Annotated in this window: 14 protein-coding genes; 8 read left to right on the top strand and 6 right to left on the bottom strand. The window is 40.6% G+C overall.

The window, feature by feature from the left end; translation table 11 throughout:
• Nucleotides 1-514: transposase (locus DSM02_RS20170; protein ID WP_164918353.1), on the top strand; the 514-nt coding region annotated here is incomplete at its 5' end.
• Between the two features lie 145 nt (nt 515-659).
• On the opposite strand, the gene glyA is transcribed toward DSM02_RS20170, so the two are convergent.
• Nucleotides 660-1,934 (bottom strand): serine hydroxymethyltransferase, encoded by a 1,275-nt coding sequence (gene glyA / locus DSM02_RS20165; RefSeq protein WP_128767270.1) that lies wholly within the window; start codon nt 1,932-1,934, stop codon nt 660-662.
• 109 nt (nt 1,935-2,043) lie between these two features.
• On the opposite strand from glyA, the gene fahA reads away from it, so the two are divergent.
• The 3 genes from fahA (at nt 2,044) to DSM02_RS20150 (ending at nt 5,175) form a co-directional block, all read left to right on the top strand.
• The gene (fahA, locus tag DSM02_RS20160; protein WP_128767269.1) at nt 2,044-3,336 is read left to right on the top strand and encodes a fumarylacetoacetase; all 1,293 of its coding nucleotides are present in this window, start codon (nt 2,044-2,046) and stop codon (nt 3,334-3,336) included.
• Nucleotides 3,337-3,587: 251 nt separating this feature from the next.
• Nucleotides 3,588-4,190, top strand: a complete 603-nt coding sequence (pnuC, locus tag DSM02_RS20155) for a nicotinamide riboside transporter PnuC (protein ID WP_205875188.1) — start codon at nt 3,588-3,590, stop codon at nt 4,188-4,190.
• Complete coding sequence (locus DSM02_RS20150) at nt 4,159-5,175, top strand: acyl-CoA dehydrogenase family protein (protein ID WP_128767267.1); 1,017 nt, start codon at nt 4,159-4,161, stop codon at nt 5,173-5,175. Before pnuC ends, DSM02_RS20150 begins: the two co-directional genes overlap by 32 nt.
• Nucleotides 5,176-5,410: 235 nt before the next feature.
• Here DSM02_RS20150 and DSM02_RS20145 read toward each other — a convergent pair whose 3' ends face one another.
• Nucleotides 5,411-6,418, bottom strand: a complete 1,008-nt coding sequence (locus DSM02_RS20145; protein WP_128767266.1) for a 3-oxoacyl-ACP synthase III family protein — start codon at nt 6,416-6,418, stop codon at nt 5,411-5,413.
• A gap of 320 nt (nt 6,419-6,738) precedes the next feature.
• Here DSM02_RS20145 and DSM02_RS20140 point away from each other — a divergent pair, with 320 nt between their 5' ends.
• From DSM02_RS20140 to DSM02_RS20130, 3 genes are all read left to right on the top strand, one after another.
• Nucleotides 6,739-9,189: a S9 family peptidase gene (locus tag DSM02_RS20140; RefSeq protein ID WP_128767265.1), complete on the top strand. Its 2,451-nt coding sequence runs from the start codon at nt 6,739-6,741 to the stop codon at nt 9,187-9,189.
• A gap of 84 nt (nt 9,190-9,273) precedes the next feature.
• Entirely contained in the window at nt 9,274-9,972 is a 699-nt protein-coding gene (locus DSM02_RS20135) for a carboxypeptidase-like regulatory domain-containing protein (protein ID WP_128767264.1), read from the top strand.
• Nucleotides 9,973-10,164: 192 nt separating this feature from the next.
• On the top strand, nt 10,165-11,142 hold the full coding sequence (locus DSM02_RS20130) for an acyl-ACP desaturase (RefSeq protein ID WP_128767263.1): 978 nt from the start codon (nt 10,165-10,167) through the stop codon (nt 11,140-11,142).
• An 84-nt stretch (nt 11,143-11,226) separates the two neighbouring features.
• Here the strand turns inward: DSM02_RS20130 and DSM02_RS20125 are convergent, their stop codons facing one another.
• A complete protein-coding gene (locus DSM02_RS20125) occupies nt 11,227-11,964 on the bottom strand; it encodes a hypothetical protein (RefSeq protein ID WP_128767262.1) in 738 nt (245 codons plus the stop codon).
• A 178-nt stretch (nt 11,965-12,142) separates the two neighbouring features.
• On the opposite strand from DSM02_RS20125, the gene map reads away from it, so the two are divergent.
• The gene (gene map / locus DSM02_RS20120; RefSeq protein ID WP_128767261.1) at nt 12,143-12,907 is read left to right on the top strand and encodes a type I methionyl aminopeptidase; all 765 of its coding nucleotides are present in this window, start codon (nt 12,143-12,145) and stop codon (nt 12,905-12,907) included.
• 125 nt (nt 12,908-13,032) lie between these two features.
• Here map and DSM02_RS20115 read toward each other — a convergent pair whose 3' ends face one another.
• The 3 genes from DSM02_RS20115 to DSM02_RS20105 form a co-directional block, all read right to left on the bottom strand.
• Complete coding sequence (locus tag DSM02_RS20115; RefSeq protein ID WP_128767260.1) at nt 13,033-14,028, bottom strand: NADP-dependent oxidoreductase; 996 nt, start codon at nt 14,026-14,028, stop codon at nt 13,033-13,035.
• A gap of 100 nt (nt 14,029-14,128) precedes the next feature.
• Nucleotides 14,129-15,001 carry an outer membrane beta-barrel protein gene (locus DSM02_RS20110; protein WP_128767259.1) on the bottom strand — a complete coding sequence of 291 codons (873 nt, stop codon included), beginning with the start codon at nt 14,999-15,001 and terminating at the stop codon, nt 14,129-14,131.
• A 14-nt stretch (nt 15,002-15,015) separates the two neighbouring features.
• Nucleotides 15,016-19,502: MBG domain-containing protein (locus DSM02_RS20105; RefSeq protein WP_164918352.1), on the bottom strand; the 4,487-nt coding region annotated here is incomplete at its 5' end.

Here is a 19,502-nt window from a genome sequence, read left to right as displayed (position 1 = left end):
AGGTGAAGGTGTAGAGGCCTTTGTCAAGTACAATTACTTCCATAAAGAACAAAAGCAGGCAAAAAAGGAACCTGATCCCTTCCACCCCGACCAACTCCATTACAATCTGGAGCAAGACTGTTACTATTGCCCAATGGGTCAGCAGATGCACAACATAGGTCAGTACCAAAAGAAAACCACAAACGGCTACCTGCAGACCTATACACGTTATCAGGCAACCAACTGCAATGGATGCCCACTTAAGAGCCTGTGCCACAAATCAAAACAACACCGGATCATAGAACGCAACCATAACCTGATCAGGCTCAAGGCCAAAGCCAAAGAAAAACTGCTCAGTAAAGAAGGGGTTGCCCACCGCAAACAACGGTGTTGGGATATCGAGGCTATTTTTGGGGATATAAAACACAATATGAACTTTAAGCGCTTTGCGTTAAGGGGAATCGAAAAAGTAAATGTAGAAATAGGGCTGGTTGCTATGGCTCACAACCTTAAAAAGCTAGCTTTGGTCATCTAAAGCGAGACCAAAAGCTTTTAATTATTAACGATTAACAATCCTACCCGATCCGCAAAACCAAAAAAAATAGCTACAGCAAAAAAACAAAAAGACCGCCTAAATGTTTTTAGACGGCCTCTTTTCTTATATCTAGTTTAGAACAGGCCTAGTGCTTAAACAAAGGACGATCTCCCATCATTTCGTTTACCTGACCGGCAAGTTCTTCTAATTTATCATCATCCTGATAGTTTGTTAAAGCTGCATCAATAAGATCAACAACCTTAGCCATATCAGCTTCTACTAATCCACGAGTGGTTACTGCGGCAACACCTATTCGCATCCCGGAAGTTACAAATGGAGATCGGGTATCAAAGGGTACCATATTCTTATTAACAGTGATATCTGCTTTTCCTAAAGCTTCTTCAGCATCTTTACCGGAGATGTCTTTATTTCTAAGATCAATCAACATCATATGATTGTCTGTTCCGCCAGAAATAATATCGTAACCTTTTTCAACAAAAGCAGCAGCCATAACAGCAGCATTCTTTTTAACCTGAACCATATAGTGTAAGAAATCATCAGTAAGTGCTTCTCCAAATGCAATGGCTTTTGCAGCGATTATATGCTCTAAAGGACCACCTTGATTCCCTGGGAAAATTCCGCTGTCTAATAAAGAAGACATCATGCGTAAGTTTCCGTTCTTTAATTTGATACCAAATGGGTTTTCAAAATCTTTCCCCATCAATATTAAACCACCGCGTGGCCCGCGTAAAGTTTTATGGGTTGTAGTCGTACAAACATGACAATGCGGTACCGGGTCTCCGATGATTCCTTTTGCTATTAAGCCGGCAGGGTGTGCCATATCACACATAAGGATCGCTCCTACTTTGTCTGCAATTTCACGGAAACGCTTATAGTCGATCTCGCGGCTGTATGCAGATGCACCGGCAATGATCATCTTTGGCTTTTCTTGCACAGCAAGCGCTTCGATCTTGTCATAGTTTAATAATCCGGTTTCTTTATCAACTCCATAAAATACCGGATTGTATAAACGACCTGAAAAGTTTACCGGCGAACCGTGTGTAAGGTGCCCCCCGTGAGAAAGATCAAAACCTAAAAAAGTTTCTCCCGGTTTCATCACGGCGTGAAAAACTGCAGTATTCGCTTGTGAACCGGAGTGTGGTTGTACGTTAGCATATGCTGCTCCAAAAAGTTCTTTGGCGCGGTCTATTGCGATTTGCTCTACCACATCTACTACCTCACAGCCTCCATAATAACGCTTTCCGGGATACCCTTCTGCATATTTATTGGTAAGCACAGAGCCCGCAGCTTCCATAACTTGCTCACTGACAAAGTTCTCTGATGCAATTAACTCTAAACCATTAAGTTGACGTTGTTTTTCTTCCTGAATAAGATCAAAGATTTCAGTATCCCGTTGCATGCTTTATAAAGTTTGTTAAATTAGGTGCAAAAGTAATCATTAGAATTGGTTGGTACTATTTTAATTCTATATTTGAAATGAGCATTTACTAACATTTTATTAAAAATATATGCCTTCAAAGACTAACGATCCTAAACGTAAAACCTGGCTTGAAACGCCTGCACAAACAGATTTCCCTATTCAGAATATTCCTTTTGGCGTGTTTTTAACTCGTGATGATATCATCACCATAGGTACACGCATTGGTGATTTTGCAATAGACCTGGGTGCATTGCATCAATTGGGTTATTTTGAAGGGATACCACTTACAGATGATATTTTCCTACAGGATACCCTAAATGATTTTATTGCTGACGGTCGCAAGACCTGGCGTGCCGTACGCAATCGTATTTCTGAAATTTTTGAACAAAGTAATGCTGATCTAAGAGACAATCCTGATCATCGTGATACCGTTATTTTTGCTTTAAATGAAGTAGAAATGCAACTTCCGGTGCAAATAGGTGATTACACCGATTTTTACAGCAGTAAAGAACATGCTACTAATGTAGGTGCGATGTTTCGTGATCCTGAAAATGCACTGATGCCTAACTGGTTACATATGCCGGTTGCGTATCACGGGCGCAGCAGTTCTATTATACCTTCAGGAATTCCGGTTCACAGACCGCAAGGTCAGAAGTTACCTAATGGTGCTACTGAACCTATTTTTGGACCGTCGCGTCAGTTAGACTTTGAATTGGAGATGGCATTCATCACCACAGACGCAAACGAATTGGGACAACCCATTCCTGCTGATCAAGCTGAAGAATACATCTTTGGTCTGGTATTATTTAACGACTGGAGTGCCCGGGACATTCAGCGTTGGGAATATGCTCCATTAGGGCCGTTCTTAGGAAAAAACTTTGCTTCTTCGGTATCACCATGGATTGTTACTTTAGATGCTCTAGAGCCGTTTAGAACGGCGAGCCCAAAGCCGGAAAAAGAATTACTTCCGTATTTAGAATATACCGGTAAAAAGACTTTTGACATCAACCTTGAAGTTAGCATCAAGCCTGAAAATAAAACAGAAACAGTAGTTTCTAAATCTAACTTTAAGCATTTATACTGGAATATGAGCCAGCAATTGGCGCATCATACTATTAACGGTTGTCCTGTAAACAGTGGTGATATGATGGGTAGCGGTACCATTTCAGGACCTACTCCCAAGTCCTATGGTTCTATGCTAGAACTAAGCTGGAAGGGCTCTAAACCAGTTAAATTAAAAGAAGGCGGTGACCGCAAATTCATTGAAGATAAAGATACTGTGATCGTACGCGGACATTGTGAAAAAACCGGAGCTGCCCGCATCGGTTTCGGCGAGGTTTCCACAAAAATACTTCCGGTTTTTAAACCGAAGAAAAAATAATTGGCTTTAAAAGACTTTTAAAAAACGCCCTAAATCCATCTGATTTCAGGGCGTTTTTAATAAGATACACCTAACTTTACAACTAGAAATGGGGTGCTTACTCAATTGAATGTAGGCTGAGATGATACCCAGAGGCTTTACCTCGCACCTGATCCGGTTAGTACCGGCGTAGGGATTTTGTGCTACACAACTTGTGTGCTTCTACCTAACGGGCTCATCTCCTCATTGAATACATTTTTTGATTCTGTATTATGGAGGAGTTTTTTATGAATTTTATTTGGCTACAATGGTTGGGTACCGCTTTTGGTATTACTCAGGTTTTACTTGCCCGCAAAAACAACGCCAACAATTATATTTTTGGCATTATTAGTATAGTTATCGGGATGTGGGTGCTGTACCATTCTAAACTCTATGCTGATATATTGCTGCACCTCTACTACTTGGTGATGAGCGTATACGGTTGGCTGTATTGGAAGTTTGGCAAACAACAACACGAGGCACCTATCGCCTATGCTACGCGAAACGAACATTTAAAAGCAGCGGGCATTGTTGCCGGTTGCTTTGTGTTGATGTGTTATTGGCTCACGCAGCATACCAATTCTGATGTACCCTATCTGGATTCTGTAGTAAGCGCATTTGCCTGGGCAGGAATGTGGTTGATGGCCAGGAGAAAAATTGAAAACTGGATCTACCTCAACATTAGTAATATCATTTCCATTCCCCTGCTTATCTACAAAGAGCTATACATTTATGCGGGCCTTACCGTTTTCTTATTTATTGTGGGTACTTCGGGCTATTTAAAATGGCGAAAACTTATTAAAAATGAACAACGACTCAGACCACAAACTGCTTAGCAAACGTCTTTTAGGGGCGAAAAAATTAAGTCCGGAGATTCTGGAATGGATTACTAGTGAAAATCTCTGGAATATCTGGGTACCTAAAAGCCATGGCGGATTAGAATTAACGCTGACTGAAGGACTGCACAAACTGAAAGAACTCGCTCAAATAGACGGAAGCCTGGGCTGGACAGTCACGCTCTGCAGCGGTGCCAATTATTTTATAGGAAACATGAAGCGGGAGACAGCGCAGCGAATTTTTATAGACACCCATCAAAAACCCATTCTGGGCGGTAGCGGTGGCTTATTTGGCGTAGCCGAAAAAACCGGCGATCAGTATAAACTTTCCGGAACCTGGAAGTATGCCACCGGAGGCCCCTATCTCACCCACGTCACCGTAAACGCAAAAATCAAAGAAAACGGAAAAGAACTCCTACAGGAAGACGGAAGCCCGCTATTTAAATCCTTTGTCATTCCCAAAGCAGGTGTAAATCTTATTGACGATTGGAATACGATGGGAATGCAGGCATCACGCACCTGTTCCTTTAGCATTGATGATTTGATGGTTGAGGAAGCGGATAGCTTTCAATACGATCAGTTTAACCTACCTAATCCTATTTTTAAAGTCAATTTTCGGGTATTTGCAGATTTGACGCTCTGGGTCAATTATATCGGGATGGCTACCCATTTTAAAGAAGAAGTCCTAAAAATTGATAAAGATTTAAATATTAAATCACTGAAAGATACCATCACTAAAGCCAATCAAAACAGTAATGCCTTTGCCGAAACTATTGAACAACAAATAGAACTTGGTAAAGGTCTTACTGCTTATTTTATTAAACATGTTCACGAGACCGCTGCTGCTTCGATGAGGGCGCTTTCTCAGGCAATTATTGAGATTTATCCTCATTTGGGGATCAATGCTGCTCGTGAAAATCAAGTGATCAATCAGATTTTCAGAGATTATTTTACCGCAACCCAACATCGTAATTTTACCCGCTAGTTTCTTTGACCTCCTGTCGTCTGAGTTTGCCAAACACTGATGATCCATAAAAAAGTCTTGGTTACATTGCACTTCGACAAGCTCAGTGTGACAAAACAAAATTTCAATACAGATATAATTTTACATGCTCAGTATAACATTTTAGTTTTGAGAATCAAAACTGTCGACATAAAAAAAAGCAACTCAGTTGCTCTTTTCAGTTTTTAAGAATTCCCCCTTCGGGGGCTAGGGGGCTCTACCATTTTATAATCGCACTCGCCCAGGTAAATCCGCTACCAAAAGCAGCTAAGACTACCGTATCGCCTTCTTTTATTTTCCCTTCTTCCCAAGCTTCGGTTAACGCGATTGGGATTGATGCTGCTGTGGTATTTCCGTACTTCTGAATGTTATTATAGACCTGATCGTCAGACAACCCGAACTTTTTCTGTACAAACTGCGAGATTCGCAGATTCGCCTGATGTGGGATCAGCATATCGATATCTTTTGCCGTAAGGTTATTCTTTTCGAGACCTTCATTAATCACTTCCGCGAAGCGCACAACTGCATTTTTAAATACAAACTGTCCGTTCATATAGGGGTAATACGGGATATCTTCCTGAGGATTTTTCTCGATCAACTCGGGCACCCATTCCATTGTACTGGGACCTTTAAGCGAGAGTTCAAGCGCATGCTTGCCTTCACTGTGTAGATGCGTAGATAAAATACCTTTGCTGTTATCTTCTTCCCGGGTAAGCACTGCAGCTCCTGCCCCATCGCCAAAAATCACCGAAACGCTGCGACCTCGTGTGGTCATATCCAATCCACCACTGTGATTTTCAGAACCAATCACGAGAATGTTTTTATACATTCCGGTCTTGATAAACTGATCTGCCGTAGAAAGCGCATACACAAAGCCACTGCACTGATTACGTACATCAAGAGCGGGTATGGTACGCATATCGAGTAGTTCCTGCACCTGCACCCCACATCCTGGAAAATAATAATCCGGACTCAACGTCGCAAAAACGATCATATCGATATCCTGCGAAGTCATCTTTGCGCGTTCTAAAGCGATTTTCGCCGCTTTTACGCCCATTACAGCAGTACTGTTTCCATCGCCATCTTTTATGTGTCGGCGTTCTTTGATACCCGTACGCTCTTGTACCCAGGCATCGTTGGTTTCCATAATTTGAGACAAGTCGTCATTGGTAACCACATTTTCGGGGACATAAGCGCCCATTCCGGCAATTCGAGAATTATACATAGTTTAATAAAATCTAATTGAAATAAGAATCTGTCACAAGACAGCTTTTAAACAGGACGTAATATACTGTTTCTTCAATTTTAAATGCTTTAAAGTATTCCCATTTAGCTATGCACGCATAACAACTTAGAGTCAGAAGTTCGTAGTACTCAGGTTCTACGATCATTTCTTTTAGAGGAGACAACAACACTTATCTAGCTAAAATTCTAACGAGCAAACTCAAAACCGGTATATTTTGAGTAAATTACCTACACGACGTGCTGCACCGATTTCAGTAGATATGGTGCAACATATTCCATTTAAAAATAAGCACACAAACTATGAAAAAAATTACGCTGCTCAGCCTGATTATGCTGATTACCACATCAGTATTTGCTCAGGTAAATCTCAACTATCAGAAACCGCCAAAAGAAATTATGGATCTTGTAGATGTACCCCGGGCTCCTGCTGTAGTTATGAATACTGAAGGTGATACGATGCTTTTACTCTATCGCGACAGCTATAAAACTATCGCCGAACTTTCTGAAGAAGAACTGCGACTGGGAGGATTACGTATCAATCCAAAAACCAATATCGGCAGCAGAACCACCTTTTACAATGATGTAAAAATCAAAGGGGTTGACGAGATGGATGCCCGCAAGATTAGTGGACTACCCAAAAATCCAAAGCTGAGCAACTTCAGCTGGTCTCCGGACGAAAGCAAAATGGCTCTTACCAACACCACAGATTCGGGTGTTGAAGTTTGGATTCTGGATTTGGATAAAGCTTCAGTTAGTAAATTGACCGAAGCTACCCTCAACGCCAATATGGGCAATCCCATCAGCTGGTTTAAAGACGGAGAAAGTCTGTTATTGAATATGCTTCCGGCTACCCGAAAAGAATTGATCAATACGGCTGAGGCAGTACCTACCGGTCCTACGATTTCTACCAGTGATGGTTCTAAAGCGCAAAACCGCACCTATCAAGATTTGTTGCAGAACCCCAACGACGTTGCAAATTTTGAGCAACTGGCCACTTCGGTTTTGGTAAAAAAAGATTTGGATGGCACCTCAACCATCTGGCATACTGCAGATATGTTTACAAACGTATCCTTTTCGCCCGATGGCGAATATGTAATGGTTACCAGTATTCATAAACCTTTCTCGTATATCGTGCCGTACTACCGCTTTCCTGAAACCGTAACCGTCTATAAAAAGGATGGAACCGAAGTAAAAGTGGTGAATGAAGTACCGCTTATTGAAGAATTACCACAGGGGTTTATGGCGACTCAAACCGGAAAACGCAGCCTCAACTGGCGAGCAGACAAATCGGCCACTTTAGTTTGGGCTGAGGCTTTAGACAAAGGAGATCCCGAAGTGGATGTTCCCTTCCGCGATCAGGTTTATATGCAGGAGGCGCCTTTTACCGGTGCTGTGAAACCAGTGATTAAAACCATAAACCGTTACAGCGGCATTACCTGGGGCAATGATTCTACCGCTGTTGCCTACGATTACTGGTGGAATACGCGAAATACCAAAACCTATACCTTCAATCCCGCTGATGCTTCGGCAGAACCGGTATTGATTTCAGACCGAAATTATCAGGATACCTACAGCGATCCCGGAAATTTTCTAACCCAAGAAAATGATTATGGACAAAACGTCCTGACGCTTATTGATGGAAACGCTTACCTGATAGGTGACGGTTTTAGCGACCGCGGACAGTTTCCATTTATAGATAAAGTGAATTTGGCAACTCAGGAAAAAGAACGCATGTATGAGTCAGAATACACCGATAAACTCGAAAATCTACAGGAAGCAATTGATATGGAGGCCGGAAAAATCCTGGTTCGTATAGAAGCCCCTACCGAATATCCCAATTATTACATCCGCGATCTAAACGATAATAGCTTAAAGCAGATCACGCGATTTGAGAATCCGTTTAAGAGTATTCAGGATGTACACAAAGAAGTAATCAAGTACAAGCGCGATGACGGACTCGAACTTTCTGGAACCTTGTACCTACCGGTGGGTTACGATATGGAGAAAAAAGAGAAAAAACCAATGTTGCTTTGGGCCTATCCTACCGAGTACAAAGACAAAAACAGCGCCGGGCAAACCACCTCAAACCCCAATGAGTTTACCTATCCGTATTACGGTTCTATGGTATACTGGGTAACCCGTGGTTATGTGGTGCTTGATGATGCTTCGTTCCCTATTGTGGGTGAAGGAGATACTGAGCCTAATGACACCTTTATCAAACAACTGGTTGCTAACGGAAAAGCGGCGATTGATGCTGTAGATGAACTCGGTTATATAGACAGAAACAAGGTAGCCGTTGGCGGACACTCCTACGGGGCTTTTATGACCGCAAACTTATTGTCGCATTCTGATCTTTTTGCTGCCGGTATCGCCCGAAGCGGAGCTTATAACCGTACGCTGACGCCTTTTGGATTTCAGTCTGAAGAGCGTAATTACTGGGAAGCGCCAGACATCTATTATAATATGAGTCCGTTTATGCACGCAGACACGATGAAAACTCCGTTACTGCTCGTTCACGGTGTCGCTGATAACAACAGCGGGACCTACCCATTACAAAGTGAACGTTATTTTAATGCGTTAAAAGGATTAGGCGCAACGGCACGATTAGTGATGCTACCTAAAGAGAGTCACGGTTATGCAGCTAAAGAATCTATTCTACACATGTTATGGGAACAAGATCAATGGTTAGAAAAATATGTAAAAAACCGTGATGTAAGCGAAATTAAAAAACAAGAAGAAATTAAACAGTAGTTCAGGAAGTAGTTTCAGTAGGCAGTGAACACTGATAAAAACAGTAAGTATATATACTGAGACTTTAATTTCTAAACTTTAAAAATGCACTTTAAACTCAACATACCCGAACCTTGCCACGAGGACTGGTCGATAATGACACCTGCTTCGCAAGGTCGGTTTTGTGCGAGTTGTAAAAAAGAAGTTGTCGATTTTACTGAGCTGTCGCGAAAACAAATTGCCGATAAGGTAAAAAACGGTGAGAAAATTTGTGGGCGATACCGCAAAGACCAACTGGAAACTACCTACTTCATTCCGAAGAAAAAACCTTTAAGAAATTTAGGTATTGCAGCTGCTTTTACTTCGCTTTTAGCTTTATGCGAACCGGTGCAAGCTCAGAAAATTAAAGTTTCTTCTCAGCAGGAGCAACAGTCAAAAGAGAATCAGCAAGTAATTGAAATTAACAGTGACAAAAGCTTTACATTCAATGGAACTGTTTTGGATCAAAATGATTACCCTTTACCGGGAGCAGCTATTCAACTTGAAAATACCAACATAACTACTCAAACAGATTTTGATGGAAACTTCAACTTAAAAATCCCAGTGGAAGTATTTAATAAATCCGACAAACTAATTTGTTCGTATATAGGTTTTGAAACCAAAAAACTGATATTAAACACTAAACAAACTAAGGTTTCAATTGCCTTAAAACAAGATCCTTCTGAAATGACTTTAGGAATGGTAGTTGTTGGTTATGTAGTGCAAAAGAAACGTACTAATAAACCACGTTCTAAGTATCAGTAAAAAGAATTTTAATCAAAGTAGTCGAATAACTTTTAAAAGACAAAACTGAGAAGCTAGAAACTATGCACGCATAGTAAGATTTTATAGCATTTAAAGTACAAACCGTCTAAAACTGCTACCTTTACGCACGATGCTTAAGCGTTTTTTAAGCACAAACCCTACATATGTCATTTAACGATTAGCATAATACCCATGGAATTAAATAATATACGTCTAGAAGTCATGCAAACCATAGGAAAATCTATGGATGAGTTGATAGGCAAATACCTCAAATCTGTTGAAGAAAACTGGCAGCCTACTGATATGCTTCCAGATGCGACAAACCCGGAATTCATTGACGATGTTAAGGAAATTCAGGAGCTTTGCCGCGAGATGGATTACGACCTTTTTACCGTTTTGGTAGGTGATACGATTACAGAAGAAGCGCTTCCTACCTACGAATCCTGGCTGATGAGTGTACAGGGTGTAGATCAGGTAAATGGTAACGGATGGTCTAAATGGGTACGCGCCTGGACGGCCGAAGAAAACCGTCACGGTGATCTTTTAAATAAATATTTATACCTATCCGGTCGTGTAAATATGCGCGAGATGGAAGTGAGTACGCAATACCTCATCAGTGATGGTTTTGATATTGGTACCGGGATGGACCCGTATAAGAACTTTGTATACACCAGCTTTCAGGAGTTGGCTACCAATGTATCACACCGTCGTGTAGCTTCGTTTTCTCGTAAATCAGGTAACAAACAACTTGCTAAAATTTGTAATACCATAGCCAAAGACGAAGCCCGTCATGCTTCTGCTTATATGGAGTTTGTACGTCGTATTTTTGAACTGGATCCTAGTGAAATGATGATGGCTTTTGAGTCTATGATGCGCAATAAAATTGTGATGCCTGCAATGTTCTTACGCGAAAGTGGCCAGCAAATAGGTGAACTCTGGGAGCATTTTTCTGATGCGGCTCAACGCTCAATGGTCTATACCACACAAGATTATATCACCATTTTAAAATCATTAGTTATCGACTGGAAGATTGATGATATTAAAGGGCTTAACGATAAAGGAGAGCGTGCCCGCGATTATCTAATGAATCTGCCTGATCGCTTAGAACGGATCTCGCAGCGTATTGTAGTGCCTAAACGCGATCACACATTTAGATGGATTGCTACCTAGTAGTTCAACTTCTTTAAAATAACAATCCCCGGTAAACACTGTTTATCGGGGATTGTTATTAATATAATTTCAGAATAAAGGATCTTAATCACATATAATCTTCCAGTTTTTAGCATTGGGTAGATTTTTAGGTGTTATGTGATAGGTAAAAGAAGTACAGCCGGCAATAGATGCTTTTAAAAGTTCTAAAACCTCTGGCTTAACGTAGCCTATCTTTTCTATAAGAGCTCCTGTAAGTGCTCGGGTACGTGCATTATATGCCTGAGCAAGCTTGATGAGTGTTTGATGTTCTCTTCCTGTAAAAGCGGTTAACTGCTGTGTGATGTAAAAACACATTTCGTCTGGCGTAACAACTGTAGTTTTGTGTATAAATCGCAACACATCTAACACTCTAAAATAGGGAATATGCGCTGGAACGATAGGATTATCCTGTTTTATAAATGTTATTTTAAAAGGTCCCCGTTTTAAGGGATTGCGTACTTCTGCTATACCAAGTTCGATTTGCGTAGGGTTGGTATGGTCAAAACTCAAAGCGGCAATACTACTGAAACCGGTAAGGTAGCCTATTTGTTTTCCATCTTTAAAAAGAAAATCTTTAACAACTTCATACGGTTTGAGCGATAGATTTTCTTCTACAGCTATAAGTGGTTTGTAAAATTTATCTTTAGCCAACTTATTGATTGTTCCCTTTTTGGATAAGCTATTGAGGTATCTTTCGATCGCCTCTTCTGAACCGGGAATATCTTTAAACTCCTCATGAGTAAACACATACCCTTCCGGTAATTCTTCTAAACACTCCTCAAGATAGTCTATATGCTTCATCTGCTTATTTCTAAGTTACTCCTATTAAAAGACATCTTTTAAAACGTAATTGTTACAGTTACTAACGAAGAATAGCGCAAAAACTTATTCTCAATCCCAAAATTCATCGGCATGTCTTGCTTTACGTTCCATTCATATTTTTAAAAGGCTAACTTTGCAGCAACACAAAATCCCACAAATGTCTATTACTAAAGAATCTGAATTAGTAGGAATGCAAAAAATAAGTGAAGTGGTTGCCACAACGCTTAGACTGATGCGTGAGTATGCAAAAGTTGGAATGTCTACTAAAGAACTAGACGCTTATGGTGGTAAGCTTCTGAAAAAGCACGGAGCCAAATCAGCTCCTTTTGAGACGTATGGTTTTCCCGGTTATACATGCATCAGTGTAAATACAGAAGCTGCTCACGGTATTCCTTCTACTAAGAAAATCTTAAAAGAAGGTGACTTGATCAACATAGACGTTTCTGCAGAACTCAATGGCTTCTGGTCAGACAACGGAGGTTCGTTTATATTGGATAAAGATCTGCATAACCACCAGCCGCTGGTAGATGCGTCTAAATACATTCTACAAAAAGCAATCAATCGTATTAAAGATGGTGTTAAGATTGCAGACGTTGGTCATCTTATAGAAACCGAAGCGAAGAAGAAAGGCTTTAAGGTCATTGAAAACCTTGCCGGCCATGGTGTAGGCAGAAGTCTGCATGAAGCACCTGACAACATCCTAAACTATCGGGTACGCAGCAATCGCGAACGCTTTAAGAAGAATACTACGGTAGCTATCGAAACCTTCATTTCAACCAGATCCAACACAGCGGTAGAATTGAATGACGGGTGGACGCTTGTAGGCAACAGAGGCGGTTATGTCACACAGCACGAACATACGATTTTAGTTACCGATGCTGCTCCTGTGATACTGACTCAGGCAAATGGCATCTGGAATTGAGTTGAGTTTAATTACCTGAATTCTGTGTAAAAAGATTCTTTATTCAAAAATGAATATAAAAAATGCCCCGGGTATCAATCGTTATTGAGTCTCGGAGCATTTTAAATTCTGTGTTATTTAAGAGATTAAACCTTAACCACCATTTTACCTTTATTCTTACCCTCAAAAAGATCTAAAAATGCTTGAGGAATATTTTCAAAACCTTCTACAACAGTTTCAGAATAATCCAGCTTATCTTCTTGTAACCACTGTGCCAATTGCTTTATAGCCTCTTCAAACTTAGACGCATAATTAGAAACTATAAAACCTTGCATCAGCGCACTATTCTTAATTAAAAAGGGTTGTACACTCAGGCTTTGAGGTATAGAAGTTTTATTATATACTGCGATAGCTCCACAATTGATAATACGGGCAAATTTATTGATGTGATAGAGTACTGCATCTGAGATATCACCTCCTACATTATCAAAATAAATATCCACACCATCAGGACAAGCATCACCGATGGCACTTTTAATATCTGATGTTTCCTTATAATTGATACCGGCATCAAAACCAAATTTGTCTTTCAACAGGTCTATCTTTTCGTCACTTCCTGCGATACCTACCACACGTAATCCTAATATCTTACCTATTTGTCCCACGATACTTCCTACAGCTCCTGCAGCTCCAGAAATCAACAAGGTCTCCCCTTTTTGAGGCTTCCCTATTTCCATAAGACCGTTGTAAGCCGTTAATCCGGTCATTCCTAAAACTCCCAAATAAGCAGAAAGTGGTGCTTGATTTGCGTCTACTTTTTGCAGGTCGTCTGTAGTGATGACTTGCTGTTGCTTCCATGGCATAACTTTAGAAACAAAATCTCCTGCTTTAAAGTTCTCGTTTTTTGAAGTGATCACTTCTCCAACTACTCCAGAGGTCATAGGCTCACCCACCTGAAAAGGCGGCACATAGGATTTGGTATCGTTCATACGCCCCCTCAAATACGGATCTACAGAAACGTAACGCGGTTCTACCAGTAATTCTCCTTCCTGTGGCTCACCAACTGCTTCCTCTATAAATTTAAAACTATCTGAAGTTGGCGCTCCTTCTGGTCTCTTATTGAACAAAATTGTCTGTGTCATAACATTCTTTTTATGCAAAATTAGCCCACAGTACTTCAATCAAGTCCTATTTAAATTCTTTAATATGTATTTAACTTCTGAAGTTTTCAAGTCACATTAATTAAAACCCTAAACTATATTTTAGCTTAAACCCAAAGGATATTGTTTTGATATCTTCTACTTCTCCTGGAGCAGACTTTAAAATACTATTTCCTGTAAAGTTGACTTGAGGTTCTGTATTGTATTCCAACAGTCTATTACCTGATGTATCATCAAAAATATTGACCAGACCATAATCTAAATAAACGCTTACATAGAAATAACTACATTTAGAAACAGGTAATTTAAGACCGGTTTCAAGGCTCAGCATCACATTGGTCTTCAATTGTAAATCATCTGAACTCCAAGTGTACTTTCCGAAGTTACCGAAGCCTGCAAATTTAGGCCCTTCTAACAACGCGTCGTATTGCTCATAATATCCGGCAGTAGTTAATAAATCTGCTTCTGACTCGTAATCACTACTTGCTAAAACACCTACCTTCACCCCTCCTGCTGCAAAAAAGCGGGTAGTGCCGCTTCCTTCATATTGTAGGATTAAGGGGATTTGAACATAAGAAGCCTCTTGCTTCTCTTTAAAGTTTGTGAACTCATATCTAAACTCAAAGCTTTCGGCTTCAGAATCTTGTGTAAGATAATCACCTTCAATACGATTGAGTTTTGCATTTCCACTATAGCGTTGCAAAGCCACACCAGTCCTTAAACTCCAATTATCAGAAAGATACCTTCCATACTCCAGACCAAAACCAATTCCATTATCTAAGGCTGCTGAATCATCTATAACATCATATTCCAGAACCGAAACGGGGCCGTTGATATGCACAACAACTTCATTCTTATGTTGTGCCTGCAGAGCAGTAGAACCTAAAAATAATACGAGTATTAGGGTTTTAGACATACTACTCACTTGCTTTATTGTATTTATAAAAAACTTCATCTATTGCCGGTTATTTAATGAACGATAAATTGTACAGTTTGTGTTTGCCTTGAGGTTTCGCAAACTAAAATATATACTCCTGCTTGTATACTTGCAGGCATTTGAATAGTTGATTTTGAAGAACTGGTATAGAATGTATCTATCAAGGTTCCACTCATAGTTAGAATGGATACCTTCATATTCTTTAGTTCTTCTTTTTCGAAATTTGCAAAAAGTGTTGTTGATGCATTTACCTGTACAGGATTTGGAGCTAATTTTATTTTACTGCTAACATCTAACTCGATTGTAAAATCACAAGTGCTCAATACATCTCCTTCTTCAGTGGTAAGGGTTACACTATAATTCGCTAATGGATCAAGCATATCTGTTGCTTCATCTCCTTCTGAAAAGTATTGTCCGTTTCCTACAACATTTCCGTTTTTATACCACGTAAAAGCTACAAACCTATACCCACCATTAGTAGCAGGATTATTATTCACTAGCAATGTATTATTGAATTTCTGTACTACAATTTCATCAAAAATAAAGCGCTTATGAATCTCAATATTATACGTCATAGTATTGGTACCATCCTGAGAACTTATAGTAATAGCATAGCGATAGATTCCCGGTTTTGATACATCAACAGTAAATGATTTTGGAGAATCACTTTCAGCATTCTCCTCTGTCTCATAAGAAACTACGAGCTCCTGTGCTGTCTCATCACAATCTATAACATAGATAATTTGTGAATCTGGATTTGTAAATACTTCATCACCTATAAACAAACTTCTAATAGAAGCTTCTGAACTTGTTATCTCTAATTCTTGAGAGACAGGCGTAGCGGGAGAATAATTCTCATTTCCAGACTGTGATGCTGTAATGACAATATTACCCGACTGTACCAGGCTTACAAAACCATCAGCACTCACCATTGCTGCAGGAACATCTGAGGTATACGTATAGGAGTAGCTTACCGGTAAACCTGATGAAGCCACAGCTTGAAGCTGAAAATCATCATCAGATTCTAAATTTAATACTGGTAATGGATTAAAAGTTATAGTTTGACTAGCAGGGGTGATTTCAAAATCCCCGTCTATATAGGTGACATCATAATTCGTAGAAGTAGCTCCGGAAGCACTGATAACATAACTGCCAACAGATTCGCCTATTGTTCTACTGATGTTCAATGTACCTCCTAAATCTGATTCAGAATCTCCGTTTTCAAAACCACTATAACTTACCGTTAAAGCAGGATCTGCTGCACCGTAAACCTTAGTCTGATCATCTGCCGTGATTGTTAAAGCAGCGGGGGTGATTTCAAAACTACCAGCCACATAGGTGATATCATAGTTCATTGATGTTGCTCCAGAAGCACTGATAACATAACTGCCAACAGATTCGCCCGTTGTACGGGTTACATTCAATGCACCTCCTAAATCTGATTCAGAATCTCCATTTTCAAAACCACTATAACTTACCGTTAAGGCAGGATCTGATTCTCCATAAACCTTAGTTTGATCGTCTGCGGTGATTGTTAAAGCAGTAGGAGTGATTTCAAAACTACCAGCCACATAGGTGATATCATAGTTCATTGATGTTGCTCCAGAAGCACTGATAACATAACTACCAACAGCCTCACCTGTTGCGCGTATTACACTCAATGTACCTCCTAAATCTGACTCAGAATCTCCGTTTTCAAAACCACTGTAACTTACCGTTAAGGCAGGATCTGATTCTCCATAAACCTTAGTCTGATCGTCTGCGGTGATTGTTAAAGCAGCAGGGGTAATTTCAAAACTACCAGCCACATAGGTGATGCTGTAATTCATTGATGTTGCTCCGGAAGCACTGATAACATAACTACCAACACCCTCACCTGTTGCGCGTATTACACTCAATGTGCCTCCTAAATCTGATTCAGAATCTCCGTTTTCAAAGCCACTGTAACTTACCGTTAAATCAGGATCTGATTCTCCATAAACCTTAGTCTGATCGTCTGCGGTGATTGTTAAAGCAGCAGGAGTAATTTCAAAATTCCCATCTATATAGGTGATGCTGTAATTCATTGATGTTGCTCCAGAAACACTGATAACATAACTGCCAACAGCCTCGCCAGAGGTTCTACTGATGTTCAATGTACCTCCTAAATCTGATTCAGAATCTCCGTTTTCAAAACCACTGTAACTTACCGTCAAAGCAGGATCTGATTCTCCATAAATCTTAGTCTGATCATCTGCCGTGATTGTTAAAGCAGCAGGGGTAATTTCAAAACTACCAGCCACATAGGTGATATCATAGTTCATTGATGTTACACCAGAAGCACTGATAACATAACTACCAACACCCTCACCTGTTGCGCGTATTACACTCAATGTACCTCCTAAATCTGATTCAGAATCTCCGTTTTCAAAACCACTGTAACTTACCGTTAAAGCAGGATCTGATTCTCCATAAACCTTAGTCTGATCATCAGCGGTAATTGTTAAAGCAGCAGGAATGATTTCAAAATCCCCATCTATATAAGTGATATCATAATTCGTAGAAGTAGCTCCGGAAGCACTGATAACATAACTACCAACAGATTCGCCTGTTGTACGGGTTACATTCAATGTACCTTCTAAATCTAATTCAGAATCTCCGTTTTCAAAACCACTGTAACTTACCGTTAAAGCAGGATCTGCTGCACCGTAAATCTTAGTCTGATTATCTGCTGTAACCGTAATAGTAGCTTTACTAATCGTTAAATCATTACTGATATAACTTAAATCGTAATTGCTATTCAATCCCAAACTTCCTTGGGTAATTTCATAAGTACCTACAGTTTCTCCGCTTATTCTAGTCAAACTACCGCTAAAAGCATCACTTCCAATTAAAGAGCCTGATGTGACCTGATAGGTTAAAGATGGATCAGCTGAACCATATACTTTAGTCTGTGCATCGGCTTCAACAACAAGAGTCAATGGATTAATATCAGCCGATAAACCAGGCTGAGTCAAGGTATAGTTACCGGCATCCGCTCCGGAGATCGTATAACCGGTTGTAGTGATCGCAATGCCTGTTCCTACATCGGCACTGGCAAAGGTAAAGACCGGTGTACCGCCTAAGCTTACAACATCTGTTGATTCTACACCGCTTAGTGAAGCAGTTCCTGTTGCAGTAGCTGCAGTGGTGCCATCATATTCCTTATCATCTCCCGTAATTCCTGTAATGGTCAAGGCTTTAGTAGTAATATCAGCGGACAAAGTTGGCTGAGTTAAGGTATAGTTCCCGGCATCTGTCCCGGAAATTGTATAACCGGTTGTAGTGATCCCAATGCCTATACCTACATCAGCACTGGCAAAGGTGAAGACCGGTGTACCGCCCAAGCTTACAACATCTGTTGATTCTATACCACTTAGTGAAGCAGTTCCTGTTGCAGTAGCTGCAGTGGTGCCATCATATTCCTTATCATCTCCGGTGATTCCTGTAATAGTCAAGGCTTTAGTAGTAATATCAGCGGACAAAGTTGGCTGAGTTAAGGTATAGTTCCCGGCATCTGTCCCGGAAATTGTATAACCGGTTGTAGTGATCCCAATGCCTGTACCTACATCGGCACTGGCAAAGGTAAAGACCGGTGTACCCCCTAAGCTTACAACGTCTGTTGATTCTACTCCGTTTAGTGAAGCAGTTCCTGTTGCAGTAGCTGCAGTGGTGCCGTCATATTCCTTATTATCTCCCGTGATTCCCGTAATGGTTAGGGCTTTGGTTGTAATATCAGCAGACAAAGTTGGCTGAGTCAAGGTATAGTTACCAGCATCCGTTCCTGATATCGTATAACCGGTTGTAGTGATCGCAATGCCGGTACCTACATCGGCACTGGCAAAGGTAAAGACCGGTGTGCCTCCTAAGCTTACAACATCTGTTGTTTCTACGCCACTTAGTGAAGCAGTTCCTGAGGCAGTAGCTGCAGTGGTACCGTCATATTCCTTATCATCTCCCGTAATTCCTGTAATGGTCAAGGCTTTAGTAGTAATATCAGCGGACAAAGTTGGTTGAGTTAAGGTATAGTTACCGGCATCAGCACCGGAAATCGTATAACCTGTGGTAGTGATCGCAATGCCGGTACCTACATCGGTACTGGCAAAGGTAAAGACCGGTGTACCGCCCAAGCTTACAACATCTGTTGATTCTACTCCGCTTAGTGAAGCAGTTCCTGTTGCAGTAGCTGTAGTGGTGCCATCATATTCCTTGTCATCTCCCGTGATTCCTGTAATGGTTAATGCCTTTGTGGTGATGTCAGCAGCCAAAGTTGGCTGAGTCAAGGAATAGTTACCAGCATCCGTTCCGGAAATCGTATAACCTGTGGTGGTGATCGCAATGCCGGTACCTACATCGGCACTGGCAAAAGAGAAGACTGGTGTGCCTCCTAAGCTTACAACATCTGTTGTTTCTACACCGCTTAGTGAAGCTGTTCCTGTTGCAGTAGCTGTAGTGGTGCCATCATATTCTTTGTCATCTCCGGTGATTCCCGTAATAGTCA

This window comes from Leeuwenhoekiella polynyae (assembly GCF_004104075.1).
GTDB classification, from domain to species: Bacteria; Bacteroidota; Bacteroidia; order Flavobacteriales; family Flavobacteriaceae; genus Leeuwenhoekiella; species Leeuwenhoekiella polynyae.
The sequence above is the reverse complement of the archived record's forward strand: the minus strand, read 5'-3'. Positions and strand labels throughout refer to the sequence as shown.

What these genes read in the sequence shown, in the direction of transcription:
- DSM02_RS20140 (WP_128767265.1), top strand. Translation starts at nt 6,739, where the DNA reads ATGAAAAAAATTACGCTGCTCAGCCTGATTATGCTGATTACCACATCA.
- DSM02_RS20125 (WP_128767262.1), bottom strand. Translation starts at nt 11,964, where the DNA reads ATGAAGCATATAGACTATCTTGAGGAGTGTTTAGAAGAATTACCGGAA.
- pnuC (WP_205875188.1), top strand. Translation starts at nt 3,588, where the DNA reads ATGGAGGAGTTTTTTATGAATTTTATTTGGCTACAATGGTTGGGTACC.
- glyA (WP_128767270.1), bottom strand. Translation starts at nt 1,934, where the DNA reads ATGCAACGGGATACTGAAATCTTTGATCTTATTCAGGAAGAAAAACAA.
- DSM02_RS20135 (WP_128767264.1), top strand. Translation starts at nt 9,274, where the DNA reads ATGCACTTTAAACTCAACATACCCGAACCTTGCCACGAGGACTGGTCG.
- DSM02_RS20110 (WP_128767259.1), bottom strand. Translation starts at nt 15,001, where the DNA reads ATGAAGTTTTTTATAAATACAATAAAGCAAGTGAGTAGTATGTCTAAA.
- fahA (WP_128767269.1), top strand. Translation starts at nt 2,044, where the DNA reads ATGCCTTCAAAGACTAACGATCCTAAACGTAAAACCTGGCTTGAAACG.
- DSM02_RS20115 (WP_128767260.1), bottom strand. Translation starts at nt 14,028, where the DNA reads ATGACACAGACAATTTTGTTCAATAAGAGACCAGAAGGAGCGCCAACT.
- map (WP_128767261.1), top strand. Translation starts at nt 12,143, where the DNA reads ATGTCTATTACTAAAGAATCTGAATTAGTAGGAATGCAAAAAATAAGT.
- DSM02_RS20145 (WP_128767266.1), bottom strand. Translation starts at nt 6,418, where the DNA reads ATGTATAATTCTCGAATTGCCGGAATGGGCGCTTATGTCCCCGAAAAT.
- DSM02_RS20150 (WP_128767267.1), top strand. Translation starts at nt 4,159, where the DNA reads ATGAACAACGACTCAGACCACAAACTGCTTAGCAAACGTCTTTTAGGG.
- DSM02_RS20130 (WP_128767263.1), top strand. Translation starts at nt 10,165, where the DNA reads ATGGAATTAAATAATATACGTCTAGAAGTCATGCAAACCATAGGAAAA.